Here is a 21,550-nt window from a genome sequence, read left to right as displayed (position 1 = left end):
GCGGATGTTCGGTCGTCGTGATGCGACAGTTGCTATGCGCGCAGGCTGCAAGTCAGGGTGATGATCGGTGGTTTTCGGGGTGATTCGAATCACCTAGCGGTGTTCCCGCTATACCCCCTATAGTTCAATAGCTAAACTACCGCCTTTTTGGGCTGTTTTTTGGGGTAGCATAATACCTGCGGGCGGAAATCCGCCCGGAGGGGTCAAAATCGGGCGGATTTTCGCCCGACCAAGCGGTCGAAAGTTTTGCAATATCGTTTTATTACAGCCGCTTACAGGATGTGCATTTTTTTGAAGATTTTTGTTGATTTTGCTCAAACTTCTGCTCGACCGTTTTGGCTCAGCGTGCATCCAAACCCGCGATGCGACTGATGTAGCGTGTTTATAAGGAGACTTCCCATGCCAATGCCGGCGTATCTGACCATTGAAGGCGAAACCCAGGGCCTGATCACCCAAGGGGCGACCACATTTGATTCCATCACCAATGAATGGCAAGCAGGCCATGAAGACGAGATCATGGTGCAGGCGTTCTCACATGCGGTGATCACACCGCGCGACCCGCAGTCGGGCTCACCCACGGGCACCCGCATCCACCAGCCCTTTACCTTTACTTGCACGCTGAACAAATCGGTGCCGCTTTTGTACAACGCGCTGGTCACCGGCGAATTGCTCACCAAGGTCGAGCTGAAATGGTACCGCACCCAGGCATCCGAGCAGGTGCATTTCTTCACCACCGCGCTGGAAGAGGCTTTGATCGTCGATATCAATTGCGACATGCCACATTGCAAGGACATGACCTCCAAGGATTACACCCAGCTTGTGCAGGTCAAGATGACCTACCGCAAGATCATGTGGGATCATGTGGTCGCGGGCACATCCGGCTCTGATGACTGGCGCAATCCGATCCAGGCGTAATTAGCAACCATTTGATCCGCCTCAGGCATTTCCGCCCGAACCAACCCACTATTTCGGCTCGGGCAGAATATCTTGCACTTGGCCACGCTTAGGCTGTGCAGGGCGCTCCTTGATTGCTATCGGGGAGGACGTGTGAGCGTTACAAGTTTGACCGGCATGTCAGCGGATCTCGTAACGCCCCGTTCGGGGCACACTCCTCCGGCCCTGTCTGTGCATGTGGCGCAGATGGGGCCGGAGCCACCCTTGCGGCGCTCCCCTGAAGCTCTTGGAGTGGCCACAGCGGCGGGTGTAATTATGATTAGAGGAAAGTTCAGATGGGTGCATTCGAGACGATATCCAGCCTTGCGCAGCGGTTTCTGGATCAGGATCAGGATCTGGCCTTCGGGTTTGAAGCGGCGGCGGGGCGGTTCACGGTTGTGGGGTTCTCGGTGCAAGAGGCGATCAACACGCCCTTCGAGATCGTTGTGGATCTGGCCTCATTGGACCCTGATATCGATCTGGCAGCCCTGCTGGATGCGCCGGCCTGTCTGGGATTGTATAGCAAATACCAGGCCCCGCGTCATTTCCACGGGATTGTCACAGATGCCATGCGCGGCGATAGCGGGTACCGGCGCACCTTTTATACGCTGGTGCTGCGCCCGAGCCTGTCGCGGCTCGATCATGGCTCGGATTGGCGCATCTGGCAGGATATGACCGTGCCCGAAGTGGCCGCGCAATTGCTGTCCGAACAGGGCGTCACGGATGTGGATTGGCGGCTGGCTGAGACCTATCTGCCGCGCGAATATCTGACCCAGGCGGGCGAGACCAACCGCGCGTTCCTGGAGCGCATTCTGGCCGAGGAAGGGATTTTCTACGCCTTCGCCCATTCGCCCGACGGCCATAAGCTGATCGTGACCGATGCGCCGCTGGCCATGCCGATGATCGCCGATCCGGTGCTGGCCTATAATGCCAATCCCGGCGGGCAGTCGCGCGGGGTCTGGGTCAGCCGCTTCAGTCAGACCGAGCGGCTGCGCGCCTCGCATTATGCGATGGAGGATTACACGTTCCACAACCCCCCCGCCGGGATGGGCACGCTGGCCGTGGGCGAGCGGCTGGACGGGCTGAAAGGGCGCTACGAGCATTTCGCCTATCCCGGCCGCTACAAAGACCCCGCCAGCGTGGGCAACCGCTTCACCCGCCACCGGATCGAGGCTGAGCGGGTCGATGCCACCACTGGCGCGGGTGAGACGAATTGCCTGCATTTGAACGCAGCCTTCCAGATGACGCTGGCCGCCCATACTGACCCGCGCGCCAATAGCCGCCACCGGCTGCTGGCCGTGTCGCATTCGGGCCAGCAATCCGCCGCGCTGGAAGAAGATGCAGGCGACGCGCCCACGACCTATTCCGCCAGCTTCGTCACCCAGCCCGGACATCTGCCCTATCGCCCCGCAGTGCCGCGCAAACCGGTGGTGGACGGGCCGCAAATGGCCGTGGTCACCGGCCCCCCCGGAGAAGAGATTTATTGTGACAATTTTGGCCGCGTGAAGGTCCAATTCGAATGGAATCGCCACACACCTGCCGACGAACACTCCAGCTGCTGGATCCGCGTCAGCCAGAACTGGGGCGGAGGCGGCTGGGGCCATATGGCCATCCCGCGCATTGGCCAGGAAGTCATCGTGGATTTCTTCGACGGGGATGCCGACCAACCCATCATCACCGGCCGTACCTACAACGCCCGCAACCGCCCTCCTTACAAACTGCCCGAACACAAGACCCGCATGACCATCAAGTCCGACACCCACAAGGGCAAGGGTTTCAACGAGCTGCGGTTCGAGGATGAGGCCGGGCGGGAGGAAGTGTTCCTGCATGCGCAGAAGGACAGGAACGAGAAGATCCGTAACAACCACACAGAGCGCATCGACAATAACTGGGTGCAATCTATTGGTAACCACAAGGTCGTAGAAGTGGATGGCAGCCATAGTGAATCCGTGCACGGCAGTATGGCGGTTCACATCGGTCGAAGCAGTCGGGGACGCGCTCTTGCAAACTCAGATAGGTCTTCGCAGCAAGGTATTGGCGACATCGCGGTGAAGTTAGGAATCCCGGGCCTGCGCGATGCTGCGGCCGGATTCTATTCATTACATGCTGATGCGGTCATCTCAGAAACAACGCCTGGCGTGAAGTCGCAGGTCATTGGTGTGAGTAAATCCGTCCAGGTTGGCAGCACTTTGGTCGAGCAAGCAGGGAACTCAATCCAGCTTGCTTCCGGCTCTCAGATGTCCATAGATGCAGGGGACACGGTTACTGTCACCAGTGGAGGCGAGATTGAAATCCGGGTCGGTAAAGCGGAATTGCGGATGACTGCGGATGGTTTCATCAGGCTCAAGGGAGACACGCTCTACCTCGATTTCGAAAATGGCGTTGAGGTTGAGGGCGGCAAAGAGATCAAGATGGCCGCTTCAAAGATAAATCTGAATTGAGGTAAGAAGAATGAAAAAATTCCTAGCCATCGCGGCGGCCGTTGTGGCGGTTCTGTATATCGTGTTGTTACTGATCGGTCAGTCAACAATGAAACGATTTGAAGAGAGCCGACCTGTCGGCGAAGTCATATCGCCTTCCGGTCGGTTGGTCTGCTCATATGCGGCGTATATGGACTACGTTCAGACCAGTCTGAAGATTGCAAATGCTCTACTACAGTTTTATCCCTATCTCGAAAGTGAAGAAGATGTTGACCGACTTTTGGCCGCTTTTGACGCACTCGAGCTTGATGGCCCGGAAACAACCTTCGTTGCCGCGCATATACCCACAGGTGACACCTATACCCATACCTGTGAAGAAGAACCCTGCTCTGAACGTGACGCGTTGCACGCATGGTCCGAATGTCGCGAAGCTACGCTCGGCGTAGATTTAGGGGGTTATTGCATCGAGTTAGCAGTTCGCTTTCGCGAGCAAGACCACTGCCTGATCGCACCATTTCAGGGGGACCAATGAGCAATACATTTCCATTTGGCAATGACCTTAGCCAAGCCGAATCTTGGTTAGGGCATATGAACGCAAAATCATCGACTTGGCGTGTGGTCTATGACGGTGGCTTCGCGATCGGTGCTGGCTATCACAGTTTCATTTTCCTCGGCTTGGACAGCCTGACTATTGCTCTTGTACGATTTTACGGGGTCGGGCCGGCGGTCTCGGCACCATACGGAAAGGTGTTCAAGGCTGCTGGCGCGAGCGCAAGAGCCGCTTATCGCGCCGCCAGGACCTATGGCGCGGGAAACATGATATTTGGTTTGGCCGCTGAAATCGCCACGAGGCGTGAACAGAGCGCAGCCGAAACAGGAATGGACCTGTATCGCCGTTCGCTTTCGGCTTTGCCTGGACCTGTTAGACTTCGCCGACCTTTCTCGCTTCATGATATTGCAAATACGCGTGGTTCAATAATTGCTGCCGAAGTCGAGGTGATGGCTGCCGCGGGCGGCTATCAAATAAGTTCAGAAGGGCTGTTCGACGCCACCATTCCGAACACCGGAGACGGATTGGTCAATGCAGGTTTAGGAGCTATGTCTGGCGTCTGGAGCGTTGAGCGTTGGCATAATCTGTATCATGAACTAGGAGATTCAGCGCAAGCCCGCTGCGCCATTGAAAACCAAAGCCCAAGTTACGCTCAGCCCTACAGGCAAATTGCAGATGTCCATCCAATTATCGCCCAACTACCACCAGCTGGCTGCAGCATTTCAGAAACCGAGTTCAACCCCGCTTCGTTGCTCCCCCAATGACTGAGAACCGGCAGATGCACGATACCGTGTTCGATGATCCAAAAAACATGGCTTTGGCTGGGGCAATCCGCAGCGCAGGTGGTCAGACTTTACCCAACCTTTGGCGCATCTTGCATGACAATATGTTCCTCAAACTTCGCTTCGGGATGATTGACACACCTAGCGGAGACGGGAGCACATTGCGCATGATCGCAGATTCGGAAGCCGAATAGGCCGCTGACCTTGCAAGCGTTGCTGTACAGGATTGGGAAAACCTTTGCGCAGCAGCCGGTTGGACGGCAACGGGCGCCGCCGCTCTTTCCTGGTGCCAAGGCGCCACATTGCCCCAGGTCCTCGACGGTTGGCTCGCATCGGGGTTCCCGCTCAAGCCTCTGCCCGAGTATGAACGCCCTGCGCGCTACATCAACCCGGCGCTTTTGCGCCAGACCCGCAGCCTCTCGGCGTTGGTAGAGGCCGCGCAACCCAATGCCTTTGCGCTCTGCGTCATGATTGCCCATTCCCCCGAGCCGCTGGACTTCGATATGTCACTTGAGGCCCTCCAGTCAGTTCCCCAACCCCAGCTCGCAGCTTTCTTCAATGTTGAGCGACAACCACCTTGGCCGGTAGCGACAACCATCTTGGCCGGTGGCGCTGATCGGAGGGCGGGCTTGCCCGCCTGGAGGTCAGCGCCACCGGCCAAGATGATTTTGGGTTAGGTGCTGGTCGCTGCGGGTTGATAAGCCGGAAGCCTCTACGTTCCAACGGAGGACCCCGGTTGGCCTATCAATCCATCACCGACCAGCAATTGAGATTATACATGACCGACCTCAAAAATCACAGCCAATGCACATCAGCCGCCCGTGCCGGGTTCAGCGAAAGAACCGCTCGGCGATTTGATGCAGATCCAACGCCCCCTTCACAGCGCAAGATTGTTCACGGGCGTACAGTATCCGATCCTCTTGAAGGGTATTGGGAGAATGACATCCTTCCTGTTCTGGAGAACGACAATGCCCTGCAGGCCGTGACGTTGTTGCGTCACCTCCAGGGTCTACATCCTTTGGCTTTTCCAGATGATCGCATCCGCCGAACCCTGGAGCGAAGGGTCCGGCAGTGGCGCGCGCTTAAAGGCCCGGAGCGCGACATCATTTTTCGCCAGACACCAGAGCCAGGCTATATGGCACAGTCCGACTTCACCCATGCAGCCGAGCTGGAAGTGACCATTGCAGGCGCACCATTCCCGCACCTGCTTTATCATTTCGCAATGGTCTATAGCCGCTGGGAACATGTTGGTGTTGTCTTGGGCGGGGAGAGTTTTACGGCCTTGGCCGAGAACCTCCAGCAGGCGTTGTGGGCCTTGGGGGGTGTTCCACAAAACCATCGTACGGATAGTCTTTCAGCCGCATTTCGAAATCTGACGCGTGACGAGTGTGAGGATATTACCAAGCGCTATGAAGCGTTCGTCGGTCATTATGGTATGGATGCCAGTCGCAACAACCGTGGTGAAGCCCATGAGAATGGCGCCGTGGAATCGCAGAACCGTCACTTGAAGAAGGCCATCGCACAGGCACTGATCCTGCGCGGCAGCCGTGATTTTGCATCTGTGGCCGAGTATCGTCGTTTCATTGATATGCTGGTGGCGCGGCGCAATCGACAGCGTATGGAAGCGGTTGAGGTAGAACAGCTGCATCTTAAACCTTTGCCGCCGCGGCGCACCACAGACTATACGGAAGTTATCGTGCCGGTCACAAGAATGGGCGGCTTCAGGGTCAAAAGCATCTTTTACAGCGCGCCGTCACAGCTCATCGGGCAGCGTTTGCGCATCCATCTATATGATGACCGCCTCGACGCATTCTTGGGCAGCACCCTTGTCGCAACGCATCCCCGTGGCCGAGGCCGTAACGATGGCCATCGTGTCCATGTCATCAATTACCACCACGTTATCCATGCCTTGAAGCGCAAACCACAGGCTCTTTGGAGCTCGATCTACCGCGATAGCCTCTTCCCCCGCACCGAATACGCGCAGGCCTGGGAAGTGCTACAGCACAGCCTGCCGCGACGCGACGCCTGCCGCCGCATGGTCGCTCTGCTCTTTATTGCCCACGATCAAGCCTGCGAAGCGGAATTGGCACGTCTTCTTGCTGACGATCTCGGCTCTGGTTTGATACCGGACCCAAAGACGCTCGCGACACAGCTCACCCCTAAACACGCTGCCAAAGGATGTTGTGGTTTCTCATCCGTCGCTGGACAGCTTCGATGCGCTGCTGGAGGTACGCGCATGACCTCCCGGGAGATCGACATCCACACGCTGCCCAGCATGCTGAGCGCCCTGCGCTTACCCAGCTTCCACAAGCTATGGCAGGAAATCGCCACACGAGCCGATACCGAAGGCTGGCCGGCTGCGCGCTTCCTGGCCGTGCTGGCCGAATACGAACTCGCCGAGCGGGACATGCGCCGCATGCGCCGTCATCTGAATGAATCCCAGCTCCCAGCTGGAAAGACTTTGGCAACCTTCGATTTCAAAGCTCTGCCTACCTTACCACGCGCCCGGGTCGAAGCTCTGGCTGCGGGAGATTGGTTGGACGGCGGCGCAAACCTGATCGCCATTGGCAACTCCGGCACGGGCAAGACCCACATTCTCTGTGCCATTGGCCATGCCCTGATCGAAGCAGGCCATAGGGTCTTCTATACCCGGACCAGCGATCTTGTCCAAAGACTGCAAGCCGCACGTCGGGATCTGGTGCTCGAAGCAGCTTTGGCCAAGCTCGACAAATTTGACCTGATCATCCTTGATGACATTACCTATGCCCACAAGGATCAGGCCGAAACCGGGGTGCTCTTCGAACTGATTGCCCGGCGATACGAATATCGCAGCATCGCCATCGCGGCCAATCAGCCGTTCAGTGGATGGGATCAAATCTTTCCCGACAAAGCCATGACCGTCGCGGCCATCGACCGACTTGTCCACCATGCCAGCATTCTTGAGATGAATGCGCAAAGCTTTCGCCAAAGAAGCGCTGCGGCCAACATGAAAATGCAAAACGAAGCCTCAGCGACAACCAAAAACGACAACCAAGAAGAAGGAAAAAACCTGACCTAAAGACAGTAAAAAACACAACCCCGGCGGCCGCTATAACCGGCCAAGGTGGTTGTCGGCACCGGACAAGGTGGTTGACGCGCTACACTTCAAGTCACGCATGTTGCAAAAACCCGTCCGAAGCCCTGATGAAGACCAGCTGATCGTGATCTGGACTGCGACGGTAAAGGGCACGGAGTTCGACATATGGGAGGCCGCGTAATGCCCGCAATCGCCCGCGTTGGAGATGTTCATGACTGCCCCAGGCATGGAAAGAACACGATCACCGAAGGAGGATCAGGCGAGGTCGATGGCCGCGCGATTGCCCGCTTGGGCGACGCCTGCGCCTGCGGCGCGCTAATCACCGAGGGATCATCAGTGGCCGGGCTTGACGGCAAACCCGTGGCATATGTTGGGTGCAAAACCAGCTGCGGCGGCACAATCACCAGCGGCTCAGATACCGGCGAGGTTCCGGCGTGATGCCAAGCGGAAACAAGACCTCTGCGCCGGGCTCAGTTGCGCGGCTGCTACGATGCTGCGCAATGCACGAGTGACCGGTTCGGGAAAGCTGCACCGCGGCGCTGTGGTCATCCCGACCGGCAGCTGTGGGCCGGGTGTGTCGATGGTCGACCTCGAAGAGTCGGCGGGCCATGCTGCACCGCCGCAGGGCGGCTTCGAGCCCGAAAGTGCTGGTCACTTCTTGGCACAAGTGCCAAATGCCGCATCAAAACGAGGCCGATCAAGAAGATTAAGATGCTTAACCGCTGTAACCCACCGAAACTCGACCCATCGCACTGTTTGCGCGGCTGTTTGGCGCTTTAAACAGCAACTTTCGGCAGCAAAATGAGGAAAAGCAAGGCTGGCACTACAAGGAATGCGAGCAGTATACCGCGTTGAAATGAGGCGCGCAGTGCCAATCTTATCGCCACATAGATTGTGGTGATCAGATAGAGTGTGAATAAAAAGTATATCAACGAATACTGTTCGTCGGCAAAGCCTGCGGCAGCTCCTACAAAAAAGAAAACGACCAACACCAAGCCGCCAAAGCCAATGCCGATGAGGGCAGTGAGTGCGCCAAAAATCCGCAATGAGATTTCGACGGGCTTGCTCAACGCGCCATCTCCGATCGTGGGTCCTTTGTCCTAACTTGGTAAGTAAAAACCGCAAGAGGCACAACGGAAAGTGTAGTCTGCGATATTTTGAACGGCTTGCTGTGACTGCAAGGTCACGCCCCTTGCATTGCTTCCAGGAAATGATCCAGCTCCGCCGGACGCGGCCAATCGATGACACCCTCGCAGCCAACAGCCGGGGGCGAGGCTATTTAGGAAAAGAGCTCTTGGCCCCACCCGCCTCAACATAAAAGCTCACGCACTACCCCCCACGTGCCGATTCGCCCAGCTCGAAGCGTTTATGTCACCACAGACGCCGCTCGTGGCGAAAAACGCTTGCTCAACTGGCGCAATCAGGCGATCTTGACGTCAGACGGCAGGCCACGTGGGGGAAGCCGGGTGACATCACAAGGTGCTGCTACGGACTGGATATACCCATAGTGCGTGGCAGTGATTTAACTCTGTAGCGTGATAAGATTATGAAAAAGCATCGCATCCTTAGCCAAATTATCGGGATTTTTATCATAGCCTTGCCGGTCTACGCGGATGAACCGGGTACCGACAATCCGCTGGTCAGTCGTTACAGTGGTGCCGTCATGCATGGCTATCTGGAGCGCGAATATGATGCGGTTTCCCTGCCTTCCGGCCCCTTGCACATTGAGGCTTACCATAATCGGCGAGGTTGGGATGCCGAGATTCTTCAGGCTGTCGAAATACCCCTTGAGGGACGCGTGACGTGGATTACTTATCAAGCACCTGAAAATAGAAGCGTACTGGAAATCCTGCGCAATTATCAACAGGCGCTGGTAGCGGACGGTTTTGACCTACAGTTCGAGTGCGTTGATCGAACAGGCTGCGGCAGTTGGATGAGCAAGTACGTCCGCGATATGGTTATGCCTCGTAGTTACCAGCGACAACTGCGTCGTTCAATGGTACCGCCCACGTCCTTTCACGGGCGAGCATCGCTGGCAGGGCGTGAAAACCAAGCGGGCAGCGCCCATGTGTTTCTGTTTATTATGGATATGGATCAACCGGTCATTCATAAGGTGGTCGTCGAAGGGGTAGCCATGCAGGCTGGTCTGGTAGAGACCGGCGTGCGTAGCGCCGATGAACTTCAGGCATCACTGACTACCGTGGGTAAGGCGATTATTGATGGCATCTTCTTTGAGCACGACAGCGCCGATATTCGGCCTGAATCGATAGATGCCCTGGCGCAGATGGCGCAACTACTGGAGAACAATCCCGACATCAACGTACTGGTCGTTGGTCATACCGACAATCAGGGTAGCTTTGATTATAATGCTGACTTGTCCTTGCGGCGTGCCGAAGCCGTGCGTCGCGCACTAGCCAGTGATTATGGTATTACCACGAACCGCATGGTGGCCAAAGGCGCGAGCTTTATGGCCCCCGTCGCCAGCAATACCAGCGAAGAAGGGCGCGAACTAAATCGTCGGGTAGAGTTGGTGCTCAAATAAAGTAAGCCAATACATGAAGGGAGTATCATACTTGTCAGGCGTACTCGTAGCTTCTGATGCAGCGACCGACCGGAAGGCCCCGCATCAGCGACATTGTTCTGCAAGAGTCAGCGCGACATATCTCTCCTGAGTGACCGGTTCAGCGAAAACCGCGCCGCAGTGGTCGTCTCGATCGGCCGGAATGGGCCGGGAACGTTGGAGGTTGACCCTCATGGATGTCTCCATTGTAACTTGTAATTTCTTTGAGTAACGCACTGATAAAAATCACAGCGCCACTCAGGACACCTTTGCAATGAATATGATTGATGCCACAAAAGTTTGTTTTACCAAATACGCACAATTTCGGGGACGCGCGCGGCGAGCGGAATTCTGGTGGTTCATGTTGTTTTTGACACTTGCTGGCATCGTAGCTGATCTTATCACGATGATCTTGGGCTTCCATTGGGGAGTGCTTGGCCCCATCAGCGCAGTGTTCTCGCTTGCAACCTTCTTACCGGCGATCGCGGTTGGAGCTCGTCGCTTGCACGACATTGACCGCAGTGGTTGGTGGCAACTTCTATTGTTTGTGCCCATCATTGGGTGGATTGTGTTGATTGTCTGGTGGGCAACATCTGGTAGCAAGGGTGAAAACCGTTTCGGCTCAGATCCAATCTGAGCGACCGCAAAGTCTTTCACCAGCGACTTTGGCCGGCATGTGAGAATCGCTACGGCGCTCCTGAGTGACCGGTCAAGGGAAGCTGCACCGCGGCCCAGTAGTCATCCCGACCGGCCGCTTTGGGCCGTAAGTGATGTTGGTACAGGCGGCGCTACGCAAGGTTGCCAAGGCGCATCAGTAGTCCGAAGTGAGCCGTCGACGGCCAAGACTCACAAATCTTCCCGCCATTTAACGGCAGTCATCTGTAGCCAGCTGGGCAAGAACGGTTTCAAGGTCGGTGTTAGGTCCTCAGTGGCGGCGTTTCGAATCAGATTGAGAACCGACTTGTCATTGCGGCTGAGTGCTCGTTTCGGCCAGGCGCCCTTGATGCCATCTACCGCTTGCGCGAAGCCCTCGGTCCAGGCCTGGAAGCGCTTCAGGGGCAAGTCTGTGACCTCTACGCCGACCACGCCGAGGATAACAGCCTCGTTCAGCGCGCCATACCGCAACATAAGGATGTCGAGGATGCGCTGAATGGAGCCGTGACCCTTCACCTCGATTCCGTCCATCAGCGGCATCAGCCACTCATTTGGTGGCGTGAATTCCGGCGCGATCAGAACTGCGGTGAGGTAGCCATCGATCTGATCCGGTTTGAGCGGGCTACCCTTGAGCAACTTGGTCAGTTCTCCCGGTCGTTCGGGCTCGATTTCAGGCGTTTCAAAATCTCCGTTATCCCATTCCAAATCTTCGTCGAGATCGTCCATCGCGCGCGCCGCCGCCACTTCCAGCGTTTGCCCCAAGATATCCTCAAAGACGGGTATTTTCTTGATCTCTTGTCCAGCCTCCAGCGCCTGAGCAACAACGGCAAAGCTCATCCACGCCTCAGGCGGAGCGCTGCGGTCGTGGCGCAAGATCAGCGCTGATCGGGCAAAGAGTTTTGCCCAGCGTTCACGCCCCTCCTCAAGACGCCCTGCGACGATCTTATTTGCGCTGTGGGTGCTTGATGCCTCTTCTAGCGCTGCCATCAAAGTGGCATCAGAGGCGAACCAGCTGCTAGAGATGTCGTGCTCAGAGAACCAGTCTCTGCTCTTGTTTATCAACCGGCTTCGGCGGTTGTCTGATAGAGCCGCAAGCTCACCGTCCGGATCAACAGCTGCGAAAAGTGCCGTGTTCCCTCCTGGTTGAGGCGTTACATCGCCAATGCCGAACATCGGTGCGACATCCAAGAAACCTTGTGCGGTTACCGCACCGCGCGCCTGCCCATCGGCAAGGGCGCAGCGAATGGCGGGGGTGATGTATGCAGGCAACACGTCATGCATCGTCATTACTTGTTCAATTTGCTCAACGATGGTTTTCTGATCCCCTCTGCTTGTACAAGGAATAACATACGCGTCCTTTATCCCGTGCCCTTCCTTGATCATTACGGCGGCCACCGCGCGCGTACCTCCACGGCTACAAACGCCCAAAATGCTTTGCGAGCCGGTGCCGTCGGGAAGCGACGTCATCACCCGGTGAAGCTGCCACGGTCGCGGGACATTTCCACCTGACGGTTCCCGTCGCAGCGCAGCCTTGATCAGTGTATCGAGCGCTTTGCCGTTTGGCAGCCAGTTACGGATCAGGATAAGGTCGGACAGCAGGGCAGCATCCACATTTGCGTTTCCGGCAAGCAGCTCGAACCCGGCGATGGCCGCCCCGCGCATCTCAGCAACTGGATCAAGTAGAAAGTACCGCCCCACGGCAATCATGCGTGGATCGCCTTGCCCAATCATCTGCGTCAGAAATGCCGTTGTCATCTGAGCGGGCATGGCGCCGACAATTTCACGAAGCCCGGTATAGGTCTCAAAAGGCGTGGACCCCTCTGGGACAAGCGCTTCCGCGAGGTCCGCGACATCCGGAAGCTCGGGTATCTCGTCTTCCGCAAGCGCCTCGAAAGCGTCGGGTGCCGTGCGCAACTGGTCGGGGGGTGTGAGGCCGGAGCGCAGGTAAGCCTGGCAAAGTTGGAAGCAGGTCTCAGCGCCAAGCTTACCTTCCTCAGTCCGTTCTGCCAGGCCCTCAGCAAGGATCTGAAAAAAGTCGCGCGGCCCCGACCCCTCGTTTTCACGGTTCATTCGCGCCTCGTCCAGGATGCGCGACAAAAGGGCAAGACAGTTATCGGTGCTTTCTGTGTCAGCGTCGGACAGCGTGTCAACGAGCTCCAGAACAGTTTCCGGATCATCCGAAAGAGCCGCCGCCCAACGATCTACCCAAAACAGCATTTCTCTTGGATCATCTGTGGTTGGAAGATCCATAAGACAAGTTTCGACGATTTCAGTCACCTCTGCCCCCTAATTAAACTGCCAACCGCGTCAAAGGCTTTAGCGCGTCGCCATTCTAAATTCAGATTAACACGGACAAGTGCCGTCCAAAAGTCGGCTTCGTTCGTAGGCAGTGTGAAATCGACTGGGCCCGGCAACTGTGGGCCGAGTGTGTCGATGGTCGACCTCGAAGAGTCGGCGGGCCATGCTGCACCGCCGCAGGGCGGCTTCGAGCCCTTAGCTGCCACCGCTCAACCGGGGAAACTGCGCGACTGCACGGCTGAAGCCATGTGATTGAAACGGCCGAGAAATGAGTGTGCGCGTGGTCGTGGGTCCATCAGGTACTGCTCCGGACCAAGCATCTTCCTTGCATTTAAGTCTTTAGTTTCAAGAAGGTCGAAGTCCACGCCTACGATTTTGCAGTGCCAACCGGGGGCCGAAACCTTTGACCATCCCGAAATGTGATGAGCAAGGAGGTTTTTTCTGCAGGAATACCCACGGAAATCAAAGGCAAGGACGCCATCGGTTACGAAAATGTGGTTGCCGGCATGGCCTTTGCCCGGAATGATTCTCTCGGCGTAAAAACCAGCGAGAGGTGCAGCTTCAAGATAGATGCCCGCCAAGATATGACATGCGCCGTGTCCGAAGAAAATGCGGTCAGGCAGCTGCCACCGGCGCTGCGGGTCTTGCTTGATGCCCGGCTTCAGTTTGTACATGCGGTCATGATAGCCCAACCCGAATGGAACGAAAGTCCGCATCGTCCGCATCAGCGACGTTCAATAGCAAAAAATGCTGCGCGATGCACGATTGGCCGGTTTGGTGAAGCCGCACTGCAGCGTGCCACCGACGCTGACTGACCGCAAAGGGCCGACCACGTCGAACCGCGGGTCGACTTCGCAACGGGCGGAAAGCGGACTGTGACCTTGCAGCAATGCCCCCGCGGCATCTTGCGAAAGCGGATGGCCAGGCTTCAAAGAAAACGCCCAACCAAATGGCCGGGCGCAGTATCTCTTTCAGACAATATTGTCAGAACCGCATCCCGTAGTTCAGGCCAACACCGACCGACGGCGTGCTGCCGTAAACCGCCTGACCCACGCGCACAGTGCCGCTCAGGCTTTGGCCATTCCCGAAGTCATGGGTATAGCCCGCCGTCAGGAAACCGCGTGTCTTGTTGGTCTGGAACGTGCTGCCGATGTCAAAGGTCGCCAGCCCCGGAATGTCCGAGGTGCCGGTCAGGCGCGGCGCGGTGACCGACAGGTCATGCTCCACCCCCGCGCCCAGCGACAGACGGCCTTGCTCGCCCAGTTTCATGTCGCCCGCCACCCCCAGGGTCGCGACCGTGCGGCTGGTGGTCATCGCGTCATAGCTTGCGTTAAAGGCCGCACCCGTTTCGGTATAGGCCGCGCGGGTGGTGTCGTAATGCGCCACCCCGAGGCTGGGCGTCACCAGCCAGTCCCCCTGCATCATGCCATAACCAAGGCTCGCCTGCACCGCGCGGGTTTCCACGGCCGATTGCCCGGTCGCCAGCACAACATCGGTCAACAGCCGCCCGCGCGAAATATCGCCGGAATTGCGCGCATAGCCAAGGCTGCCGCTGGCCTGCAACCCCGTCTGGTCTGCGCCGCCCGCGCTGTAGGTCCCCCAGATCGCCCCAGCGAACCCGGTATCCATGCTGAAGGCGTTGTTTTGCAGGCTGGACCCCTGCGCACTGATCGTCGCGCCGAGGGTGAAGCTATCGGTGATCCCCCGGCCAAAGCTGAGCGCGGCCAGCGACGTCGTGCGCGCGCCCACCGTGGTCGGGTTGCGCCCGGTCGATTGCGCGCCAAGCTGGGCCGAAACAGACCATCCCCCCGCCTGTGCCAACGCGCCCGGCCTCATCAGCGCGCCAAGGGCGAATTGCTGTTCGGCCTGCATCACCGCGCTGTCATTGCCTAGAACGGGGAATGAGGTGATGAGGTTCTCGTGGTCCTCCATTTCCCCGCCGCTGTCCGTGGCACGCCAGATAAACGCGCGGTCGCCCGCGCTGCTGCCGCTCGTGCCCACCACAACGCTGCCATCGGCATTGACGCCCCAGGCCCAGCTCGAGCTCCCGCCCGTCAGCGTGCCGAGGCTTTCCATACCCGCGCCCGCGACCCAGCGAAAGGCGCGGTCGCCCGCGCTGCTGCCGCTCCGGCCCACCACTACGCTGCCATCGGCATTGACGCCGTGGGCACGGCTATAGCTTCCGCCCGTCAGCGTGCCGAGGCTTTCCATACCCGCGCCTGCGACCCAGCGAAAGGCACGGTTGCCCGCGCTGCTGCCGCTCCGGCCCACCACCACGCTGCCATCGGCATTGACGCCATGGGCCTCGCTCCAGTTCCCGCCCGTCAGCGTGCCGAGGTCTTCCATACCCGCGCCCGCGACCCAGCGAAACGCGCGGTCGCCCGCGCTGCTGCCGCTCCATCCCACCACAACGCTGCCATCGGCATTGACGCGATGGGCCCAGCTCGAGCTCCCGCCAGTCAGCGTGCCGAGGCTTTCCATACCCGCGCCCGCGACCCAGCGAAAAGCGCGGTTGCCCGCGCTGCTGCCGCTTTGGCCCACCACTACGCTGCCATCGGCATTGACACCCCGGGCAAAGCTCCGGCTTCCGCCCGTCAACGTGCCGAGGTTTTCCATACCCGCGCCCGCGACCCAGCGAAAAGCGCGGTTGCCCGCGCTGCTGCTGCTCTGGCCCACCACCACGCTGCCATCGGCATTGACGCCGTCAGCATAGCTATGGCCCCCGCCCGTCAGCGTGCTGAGGTTTTCCATACCCGCGCCCGCGACCCAGCGAAAGGCACGGTCGCCCGCGCTGCTGTAGCGCACGCCCACCACCACACTGCCATCGGCACTGACACCCCAAGCAATGCTATTGGTCCCGCCCGCCAGCGTGCCGAGATCGCAGATCTCGCTGTCTGCTGGCCCGCCGACGGGTGGGCTGATACAATCCAGCCCCTGCGCCGCCGCGCCGCCGGCCATGCCGAACCCGACCACCGCCGCCAAATTCACCACGCCCCGCGCGGTTTTCACCAGACGCCCACCCCGCACTACGCGCTGCTGTGTCGGACCCATTGCCACCCCCAATATCTTGACCTGAAATCTTTGCCTTTGAACGTCGCTACCCCCCCCCCTTACCTTTCGTCAACCTTGCACGCGGCGATTGCACCGCCCGGGCGCGGTAACGCCCGGCGGCGTGGCATCCGCGCCACTCCCCTCCATCAGGCGCTGCGCGGATGATTGACGTGCACCAGCCGGGGCCGGGGCCTGAACGCTTTGGCCACCGCATCGACCCCTGCGCGCAGGGGCGAATCCATCAGATGCTCATAGCGCTGGGTGGTCTGCATCTGGCTGTGGCCCAGAAGCTTGCCGATCACGTCCAGCTCGGTTGCAGAAATTATTGTCACTTTGCAATCGGGTCCCCGTTTGGATCTAGTGACCGGTTCGGGGAAGCTGCACCGCGGCGCAGTGGTCAACCCGACCGGCGGCAAAGGGCCGCTCGCGCCACACTGTGCTTGAAGATTTCATCCTTCCCACAATGTCGCTAGAAAAGACGCTGGAGAGAAGCTGGAAGGGGCTCAAGCCGTGACAAAGAACTGGACTGCGATAAAGGGGGCGTTGTCGGGGTTTTCTAGGGTGCAGCTCCTAGGCCTCGTACAGGACCTGTATCGTGCCGACCCGAACAACCAGGATTTCCTGCATGCGAGATTCCTGGTTTCGGATGAAGGCACCGACCTTTCGCCCTACAAGAAGCGGATCAAGGCCGCCATCAATCCAAGCCGCTGGGACGCACCAATCAAGTACCGCGACGCCAGACGTGCCATATCCGATTACAACAAGGCAAGGGGACAGCTCGGCGAAACGCTGGAGCTAATGTTCTACTACGTCAAATGCGGCAATGACGTCACGCTGGAGTTCGGCGATCTGGGTGAGACGTTCTACAGCAGCATGGGGTCGATGTTTGGCTCGATCGTGAAGAAAATTTCCGTGCAAGCCGACCCGGAGCTCACGGCAACTTGGCTGGATCGGCTGGAGAAAGAATATCAACGCGTTGCCAGTACCGGCTGGGGCTATGGCGAAGAACTTGGAAGCTACCTTGAAGACCTCAGGTCTTCGCAAGCGTAGTTCCTGTTCGGCCCGGTCAACGCTGCGTCAATAGTGTACACTCAGTACGACACAGATTTGTTCACCGCCCGGATTTGCGACTGTGTCGAATCTCCGGAACGACGGGCGGCGGCGCAGCATAAGGATCGGAGGCAGATGGCCGTCCAAGGGCCGAGCACGTTGCTGCGACTGCGCAAGTTGCTTCTATGCAGCCTTCTTCGTGAATGTCGCTGATGGGCTATCGCGAATGCGATCATGGCTGAGAAAATCAGTTTTTGGCTGGCCCCGCGACCACTACCAGAGGTGATTTCCAGCGAAGGCGATACTAAATGTCGAAGAGATATCGATGCGGCGCAACCGATCACGAATTTGTGAACGCTTGGGGCGCGCGCGAAACCTGATCTGACACCACAGGGCCGAATCAGAAGAAACCACTCCAGGCGTTTGAATTCCTTTGGCTATTTTCAGAACCGATTCGCCTCCTTTAAGATGTGCTTGTTTTGTCCGGTAAAGTTAGGATTTCGTAATTAAACCAATGGCTTAATAAAAATAAAACAGGCTTGCTTACTGATTCGGTTGCGGGCAAACATGAGGGCACAGGTGATTCGCAGGGACACTTGAAGGACAGGATCAGCCGCTAATCTCGGCGACGATTCTAGACTAGATCGGGAGCCGCAAATGCATATTGACTTGATCCGACATCTCTTGATTCGCAAGCGGCTCCGCGATGCAGGCAGCTCGATCAGCGCACTCGCGCGCGAGCTTTCGGTCGCGCCCGAAACGGTTACGATTGTTTCGCAGGGCTATCGGAAATCTCATCGCGTCCAGACGGCCATTGCCGAGACGCTCGGTGTAACGCCCTCAGAGCTATTCCCGGAGCGGTATGACAAACAGGAGGAGATGCACACACCCAGAAACTGACAAAGCACATGGGAAAAAGAAAAGCCCGGCGTTGGCGCGCCGAGCTCTTCAGGAGGGTCGCTGACCCGCAGTTATTAGCGTCACGATCCTCCTTCCCGCATCGAAAGTCAACCCCGCCGTGCGCCCATGGGCGCGACGGCTGATGTCTCACACTTTGTTGTGGAAGGAAAAAACATGCATAACCAAATTGGCGATCTCGCCCAAACAACTGCCCCGACACGTTTGCCGCTTCCAAGCAGCGCGCTGCGGCGGCCTGCGATGAAGTCGCCGATCAGCGTTCGAGGCTTTCTCGTTGCAAAGCTCCCAAGTGCGCCCGAAGGGCGTCAGATCTTCTTCGAGAGCGGCTTGGAGCGCAATTTCATTTTGCTCACTCTGGCACGGCAAGACGTCGTCAATGTCGAGGAGCAGTCGGTGTCCCTTCGCTACACCGACTGTCGCGGCCGCCTCGCGAAATACACGGTCGATTTTCTCGTCACACTTGCGGACGGCAAAAAGATCGCCGTGGAGGTCAAGCCTGCCCACAGAGCACAAGATCCAGCCCTTATAGAAAAGCTATCGGCGGTTGAGGCCATGCTCGTGCCAGAGCATGCGGATGAATTCCGCCTGTTCACTGATGCGCAATATTCTCCTTGGCAGGCAGCCAACGCAGGCATGCTTCACGAAGCGCGCAAGGCACCAGACTCAGCTGCGGACGCGCTGCTCGAAGCCGCAATCAGAACGCTCCAGGGGACTGTCTCCATAGCAGACCTGCATCGCTTGACCGGTCCTGGGAGCCGCGCCCACGGCGCAATTCTGCGCGCCATCGGCAATGGCAAACTTGCGCTCGTCTCGCCCGGCATCATTGCCCCTCATTCCTTCCTGAAGCCTGGGGGGGCAGTCTGATGCGGACGCGGTTTTCACAATTTGACCGGATCACAATCGGCGGCATCCACTACAAGCCTGTGGGCGAGCATGCAGATGGGGTCCAATTCGCTCGGATGGACAATACCGGTGCGGTCGAGCGCTTCACATGGGCGCAGATCCAGGAGCTGAAATCAGCGCGCAACTGGCGCTTTGAGCGTGATTTTTATGCTGTCGGGCCGCTCGATAAAGACCTCCAGAAGTCGCAGTTCCCGCTCGATCACCTCACTACGGAGCAGCGGCGCAAGGTCTTTTTCGATGCATGTGTTTGCGAAGTGATACGAGAGCTCAAGGATCAAGGCGCGTTGCGACTGACTGACGACTCGCTCACCGAGCACCGCGCGCTGATCGAACAGATGGTTTACGAGCGCGAAAAAACAAGAAACAGCGCTGGCCAATCGCCGCGTGGCGGCAAGCCGTTCGTCATGCGCCATCTGCCAAGTTCGCGCACCATCCGAAAAAAGTTCCGCATTTATAATCAGACATATCGTGATGCTGGAGTTCTCAGACCACGCTATGCAAGAAATGCGCGGGCGGAGCGCAACTACGAGGTCTCTGAACTTCTTACAGAATGCGTCCAAGGCTACGCTCGCGCCGAGCAGCCGACCAAAGCCATCGTGGCGGAAGAAACGAGGCTGCGTTTCAATGAGGAAAACAAGCGTCGCCAAGCGGACGGACGCCATTCTTTGCCAGTCCCATCGCGGCGCACAATCGAGCGGCGAATTGATCGCCTCGATCCGTTCCAGGTTGCATGCTTTCGCGAAGGCCCTGACGCTGCGCGCAGAAAATTCTCCAGCTATGGCAGCGGTTTGACCTCATCCGCACCCATGGAAAGGATCGAGATCGACGAATGGAAGGTCGATGTCATTTCACTTCTGCAGCAGATCGGGGTGCTGCAAAGCTTGCCTGATCATGTCAAAGCGAGGATACCGCGCGGCAGGCGATGGATTTGTGTCGCGATCGATGCTGCCACGCGCTGCGTCGTTGGGCTGGTTCTCGCAAGCGAACCGAGTGCCCAAGCGGCCATCGAACTGCTGCGGATGGTGGTACAGGACAAAACTGGTATCGCCCGCGAGATCGGCGCAGAGGGGAGCTGGAACCAGCACGGCGGGCTAGCGGCGATCGCGACGGACGCGGGAACGGCATTTCAAAGCGATGCGTTTCAGGCCGCTGCGCACGCACTGCATGCCAGGCTCGAATACGGTCCGGTACGCGTACCGGAAATGCGCGGGACGATTGAACGTTTCTTTGGGTCCCTGAGCACTAATCTGATGCCGCGCATTTCTGGCCGCACCTTTTCGAATGTGGTTGCGAAAGGTGATTATGCATCAGATGCGCGCGCTGTGCTCGACGACGGTGATCTGCTCCGCATCTTGCTCCTGTGGATCATTGATGTCTATCACAACACCCCCCACGGCGGGCTCAGTGGTCAGACGCCAGCAGCACGCTGGCGGCAATTGGAAAACGAGCGTTTTGTCCCCGAGCCCCCGGACCGCCACACGCTGCGAACCGCGACAGGCCTAGAGGTCACACGCAAAATCAACAAGTTAGGGGTCTGTTTCGCTTCAAACCATTACTCTTGCGAGGCCCTCCACGCGCATTTTCGGACGCGTAAAGCGCGCGACATGGTCATCCGCGTTGATCCCGACGATCTCGGCGAGATTTCAGTGCAAATCGAGGGTAAGTGGCATGCGGCAAGCTGCGTGGAAGGCGGCCTTGATGGTGTCTCTCTGGAGGCATGGAAAGCGGCGTGCGTGAAGCTGCGACAATCACATAGGGCGGAAGCGGCGTTGAGCGCGGATATTCGCGACAATGCTTTGCGCACTATCAAATCGATCGTTGACGGCAGAGTTGCGTCGCTGCTGCCCAGTTCACTCGACCCCAGCGCGAAGAAAATTGACCAACTCGAAAGGACATTGTTTCGAGGTCTGACTTTCGCCCCGCCTCCAGCCATTGACAAAATGCTGGGCGAAACAACAACCTTTGGCACCGAGATCAGGCCAGTTCAGTCAGAACCCGCAATTGAGCCAAAGCAACGCACTCCACAGCCGTCGGTGCGAAGCGATCAATCTTCCGTGCGTCCACCTGCGCAGCCGAGCTGGAGGATCGAAGATGAGTGATTACCGAGCAGACGCAGAGCGCCTTGTTGCGGTGGGCCAGATTGTCTCCGAACTCCGTGCACAGTTTGTGGTGCATGACGGTTATGAGCGATTGCGGCATGAATTTGACGTCCTGCTGCATCGCAGGCGTGCAGATCTGGCAGCGGGCAGGGCAGCGGAGGCACGCGGAATCGTACTTGTCGGAGCGTCAGGATGAGCTATGCGGGAATTTGGGTGATGGCATGAATTGAAAGGCGGCGTATTGTGGCGGGTGTCA

At 58.1% G+C, this 21,550-nt stretch carries 20 protein-coding genes and 1 pseudogene; 16 read left to right on the top strand and 5 right to left on the bottom strand.

Annotated elements, in window-relative coordinates:
* The first annotated feature begins 399 nt into the window (after positions 1-399).
* The 9 genes and pseudogenes from BD293_RS13320 (at position 400) to BD293_RS13280 (ending at position 8,199) form a co-directional block, all read left to right on the top strand.
* Positions 400-915, top strand: a complete 516-nt coding sequence (locus BD293_RS13320; protein WP_142079274.1) for an Hcp family type VI secretion system effector — start codon at positions 400-402, stop codon at positions 913-915.
* 314 nt (positions 916-1,229) lie between these two features.
* Complete coding sequence (locus BD293_RS13315; RefSeq protein WP_142082487.1) at positions 1,230-3,374, top strand: type VI secretion system Vgr family protein; 2,145 nt, start codon at positions 1,230-1,232, stop codon at positions 3,372-3,374.
* Positions 3,375-3,384: 10 nt separating this feature from the next.
* Entirely contained in the window at positions 3,385-3,885 is a 501-nt protein-coding gene (locus BD293_RS13310) for a hypothetical protein (RefSeq protein ID WP_142082485.1), read from the top strand.
* Positions 3,882-4,667, top strand: coding sequence for a hypothetical protein (locus BD293_RS13305; protein ID WP_142082484.1), 786 nt, complete (start codon positions 3,882-3,884; stop codon positions 4,665-4,667). The genes BD293_RS13310 and BD293_RS13305 overlap by 4 nt, the downstream gene beginning before the upstream one ends.
* A 14-nt stretch (positions 4,668-4,681) precedes the next feature.
* Positions 4,682-4,879, top strand: a complete 198-nt coding sequence (locus tag BD293_RS13300) for a hypothetical protein (RefSeq protein ID WP_142082482.1) — start codon at positions 4,682-4,684, stop codon at positions 4,877-4,879.
* Positions 4,880-4,987: 108 nt separating this feature from the next.
* On the top strand, positions 4,988-5,362 hold the full coding sequence (locus tag BD293_RS13295) for a hypothetical protein (protein WP_142082480.1): 375 nt from the start codon (positions 4,988-4,990) through the stop codon (positions 5,360-5,362).
* A 101-nt stretch (positions 5,363-5,463) separates the two neighbouring features.
* Positions 5,464-6,486 (top strand): annotated as a pseudogene (gene istA / locus BD293_RS23560) (IS21 family transposase); the annotation flags it as partial.
* 474 nt (positions 6,487-6,960) lie between these two features.
* Entirely contained in the window at positions 6,961-7,743 is a 783-nt protein-coding gene (gene istB, locus BD293_RS23555) for an IS21-like element helper ATPase IstB (protein ID WP_246086342.1), read from the top strand.
* A 198-nt stretch (positions 7,744-7,941) separates the two neighbouring features.
* The gene (locus BD293_RS13280) at positions 7,942-8,199 is read left to right on the top strand and encodes a PAAR domain-containing protein (protein WP_170207141.1); all 258 of its coding nucleotides are present in this window, start codon (positions 7,942-7,944) and stop codon (positions 8,197-8,199) included.
* 338 nt (positions 8,200-8,537) lie between these two features.
* On the opposite strand, the gene BD293_RS13275 is transcribed toward BD293_RS13280, so the two are convergent.
* Positions 8,538-8,831: a hypothetical protein gene (locus BD293_RS13275; RefSeq protein ID WP_142082476.1), complete on the bottom strand. Its 294-nt coding sequence runs from the start codon at positions 8,829-8,831 to the stop codon at positions 8,538-8,540.
* A 476-nt stretch (positions 8,832-9,307) separates the two neighbouring features.
* Here BD293_RS13275 and BD293_RS13270 point away from each other — a divergent pair, with 476 nt between their 5' ends.
* Together BD293_RS13270 and BD293_RS13265 are read left to right on the top strand one after the other, a co-directional pair.
* Entirely contained in the window at positions 9,308-10,303 is a 996-nt protein-coding gene (locus tag BD293_RS13270) for an OmpA family protein (protein WP_142082474.1), read from the top strand.
* Between the two features lie 292 nt (positions 10,304-10,595).
* A complete protein-coding gene (locus BD293_RS13265) occupies positions 10,596-10,958 on the top strand; it encodes a DUF805 domain-containing protein (RefSeq protein WP_142082473.1) in 363 nt (120 codons plus the stop codon).
* Positions 10,959-11,167: 209 nt separating this feature from the next.
* Here the strand turns inward: BD293_RS13265 and BD293_RS13260 are convergent, their stop codons facing one another.
* The 4 genes from BD293_RS13260 to BD293_RS13245 form a co-directional block, all read right to left on the bottom strand.
* Entirely contained in the window at positions 11,168-13,252 is a 2,085-nt protein-coding gene (locus BD293_RS13260) for a UPF0149 family protein (protein ID WP_142082471.1), read from the bottom strand.
* A 230-nt stretch (positions 13,253-13,482) separates the two neighbouring features.
* Complete coding sequence (locus BD293_RS13255; protein WP_142082469.1) at positions 13,483-13,947, bottom strand: hypothetical protein; 465 nt, start codon at positions 13,945-13,947, stop codon at positions 13,483-13,485.
* A 310-nt stretch (positions 13,948-14,257) separates the two neighbouring features.
* Positions 14,258-16,324, bottom strand: a complete 2,067-nt coding sequence (locus BD293_RS13250; protein WP_142082467.1) for an autotransporter domain-containing protein — start codon at positions 16,322-16,324, stop codon at positions 14,258-14,260.
* Positions 16,325-16,470: 146 nt separating this feature from the next.
* Complete coding sequence (locus tag BD293_RS13245) at positions 16,471-16,656, bottom strand: hypothetical protein (RefSeq protein WP_142082465.1); 186 nt, start codon at positions 16,654-16,656, stop codon at positions 16,471-16,473.
* A gap of 178 nt (positions 16,657-16,834) precedes the next feature.
* Here BD293_RS13245 and BD293_RS13240 point away from each other — a divergent pair, with 178 nt between their 5' ends.
* The 5 genes from BD293_RS13240 to BD293_RS13220 all read left to right on the top strand — a co-directional run bounded on the left by BD293_RS13240 (position 16,835) and on the right by BD293_RS13220 (position 21,490).
* Positions 16,835-17,374, top strand: a complete 540-nt coding sequence (locus tag BD293_RS13240; protein WP_142082464.1) for a hypothetical protein — start codon at positions 16,835-16,837, stop codon at positions 17,372-17,374.
* A 657-nt stretch (positions 17,375-18,031) separates the two neighbouring features.
* Complete coding sequence (locus BD293_RS13235) at positions 18,032-18,274, top strand: helix-turn-helix domain-containing protein (protein ID WP_142082462.1); 243 nt, start codon at positions 18,032-18,034, stop codon at positions 18,272-18,274.
* A gap of 174 nt (positions 18,275-18,448) precedes the next feature.
* On the top strand, positions 18,449-19,156 hold the full coding sequence (locus tag BD293_RS13230; protein ID WP_170207140.1) for a TnsA endonuclease N-terminal domain-containing protein: 708 nt from the start codon (positions 18,449-18,451) through the stop codon (positions 19,154-19,156).
* Positions 19,156-21,294, top strand: coding sequence for a Mu transposase C-terminal domain-containing protein (locus BD293_RS13225; protein WP_142082458.1), 2,139 nt, complete (start codon positions 19,156-19,158; stop codon positions 21,292-21,294). Before BD293_RS13230 ends, BD293_RS13225 begins: the two co-directional genes overlap by 1 nt.
* On the top strand, positions 21,287-21,490 hold the full coding sequence (locus BD293_RS13220) for a hypothetical protein (RefSeq protein WP_142082456.1): 204 nt from the start codon (positions 21,287-21,289) through the stop codon (positions 21,488-21,490). Before BD293_RS13225 ends, BD293_RS13220 begins: the two co-directional genes overlap by 8 nt.
* The last annotated feature ends 60 nt before the right edge of the window (positions 21,491-21,550 follow it).

This window comes from Roseinatronobacter monicus, assembly GCF_006716865.1.
In the GTDB taxonomy this organism is placed as follows: domain Bacteria; phylum Pseudomonadota; class Alphaproteobacteria; order Rhodobacterales; family Rhodobacteraceae; genus Roseinatronobacter; species Roseinatronobacter monicus.
The sequence above is the reverse complement of the archived record's forward strand: the minus strand, read 5'-3'. Positions and strand labels throughout refer to the sequence as shown.

Coding starts and splice junctions, on each gene's coding strand:
- BD293_RS13300 (WP_142082482.1), top strand. CDS start 4,682: ATGCACGATACCGTGTTCGATGATCCAAAAAACATGGCTTTGGCTGGG.
- BD293_RS13310 (WP_142082485.1), top strand. CDS start 3,385: ATGAAAAAATTCCTAGCCATCGCGGCGGCCGTTGTGGCGGTTCTGTAT.
- BD293_RS13280 (WP_170207141.1), top strand. CDS start 7,942: ATGCCCGCAATCGCCCGCGTTGGAGATGTTCATGACTGCCCCAGGCAT.
- BD293_RS13225 (WP_142082458.1), top strand. CDS start 19,156: ATGCGGACGCGGTTTTCACAATTTGACCGGATCACAATCGGCGGCATC.
- BD293_RS13220 (WP_142082456.1), top strand. CDS start 21,287: ATGAGTGATTACCGAGCAGACGCAGAGCGCCTTGTTGCGGTGGGCCAG.
- BD293_RS13255 (WP_142082469.1), bottom strand. CDS start 13,947: ATGTACAAACTGAAGCCGGGCATCAAGCAAGACCCGCAGCGCCGGTGG.
- BD293_RS13270 (WP_142082474.1), top strand. CDS start 9,308: ATGAAAAAGCATCGCATCCTTAGCCAAATTATCGGGATTTTTATCATA.
- BD293_RS13230 (WP_170207140.1), top strand. CDS start 18,449: ATGCATAACCAAATTGGCGATCTCGCCCAAACAACTGCCCCGACACGT.
- BD293_RS13265 (WP_142082473.1), top strand. CDS start 10,596: ATGAATATGATTGATGCCACAAAAGTTTGTTTTACCAAATACGCACAA.
- BD293_RS13235 (WP_142082462.1), top strand. CDS start 18,032: ATGCATATTGACTTGATCCGACATCTCTTGATTCGCAAGCGGCTCCGC.
- BD293_RS13315 (WP_142082487.1), top strand. CDS start 1,230: ATGGGTGCATTCGAGACGATATCCAGCCTTGCGCAGCGGTTTCTGGAT.
- BD293_RS13305 (WP_142082484.1), top strand. CDS start 3,882: ATGAGCAATACATTTCCATTTGGCAATGACCTTAGCCAAGCCGAATCT.
- BD293_RS13320 (WP_142079274.1), top strand. CDS start 400: ATGCCAATGCCGGCGTATCTGACCATTGAAGGCGAAACCCAGGGCCTG.
- istB (WP_246086342.1), top strand. CDS start 6,961: ATGCTGAGCGCCCTGCGCTTACCCAGCTTCCACAAGCTATGGCAGGAA.
- BD293_RS13250 (WP_142082467.1), bottom strand. CDS start 16,324: ATGGGTCCGACACAGCAGCGCGTAGTGCGGGGTGGGCGTCTGGTGAAA.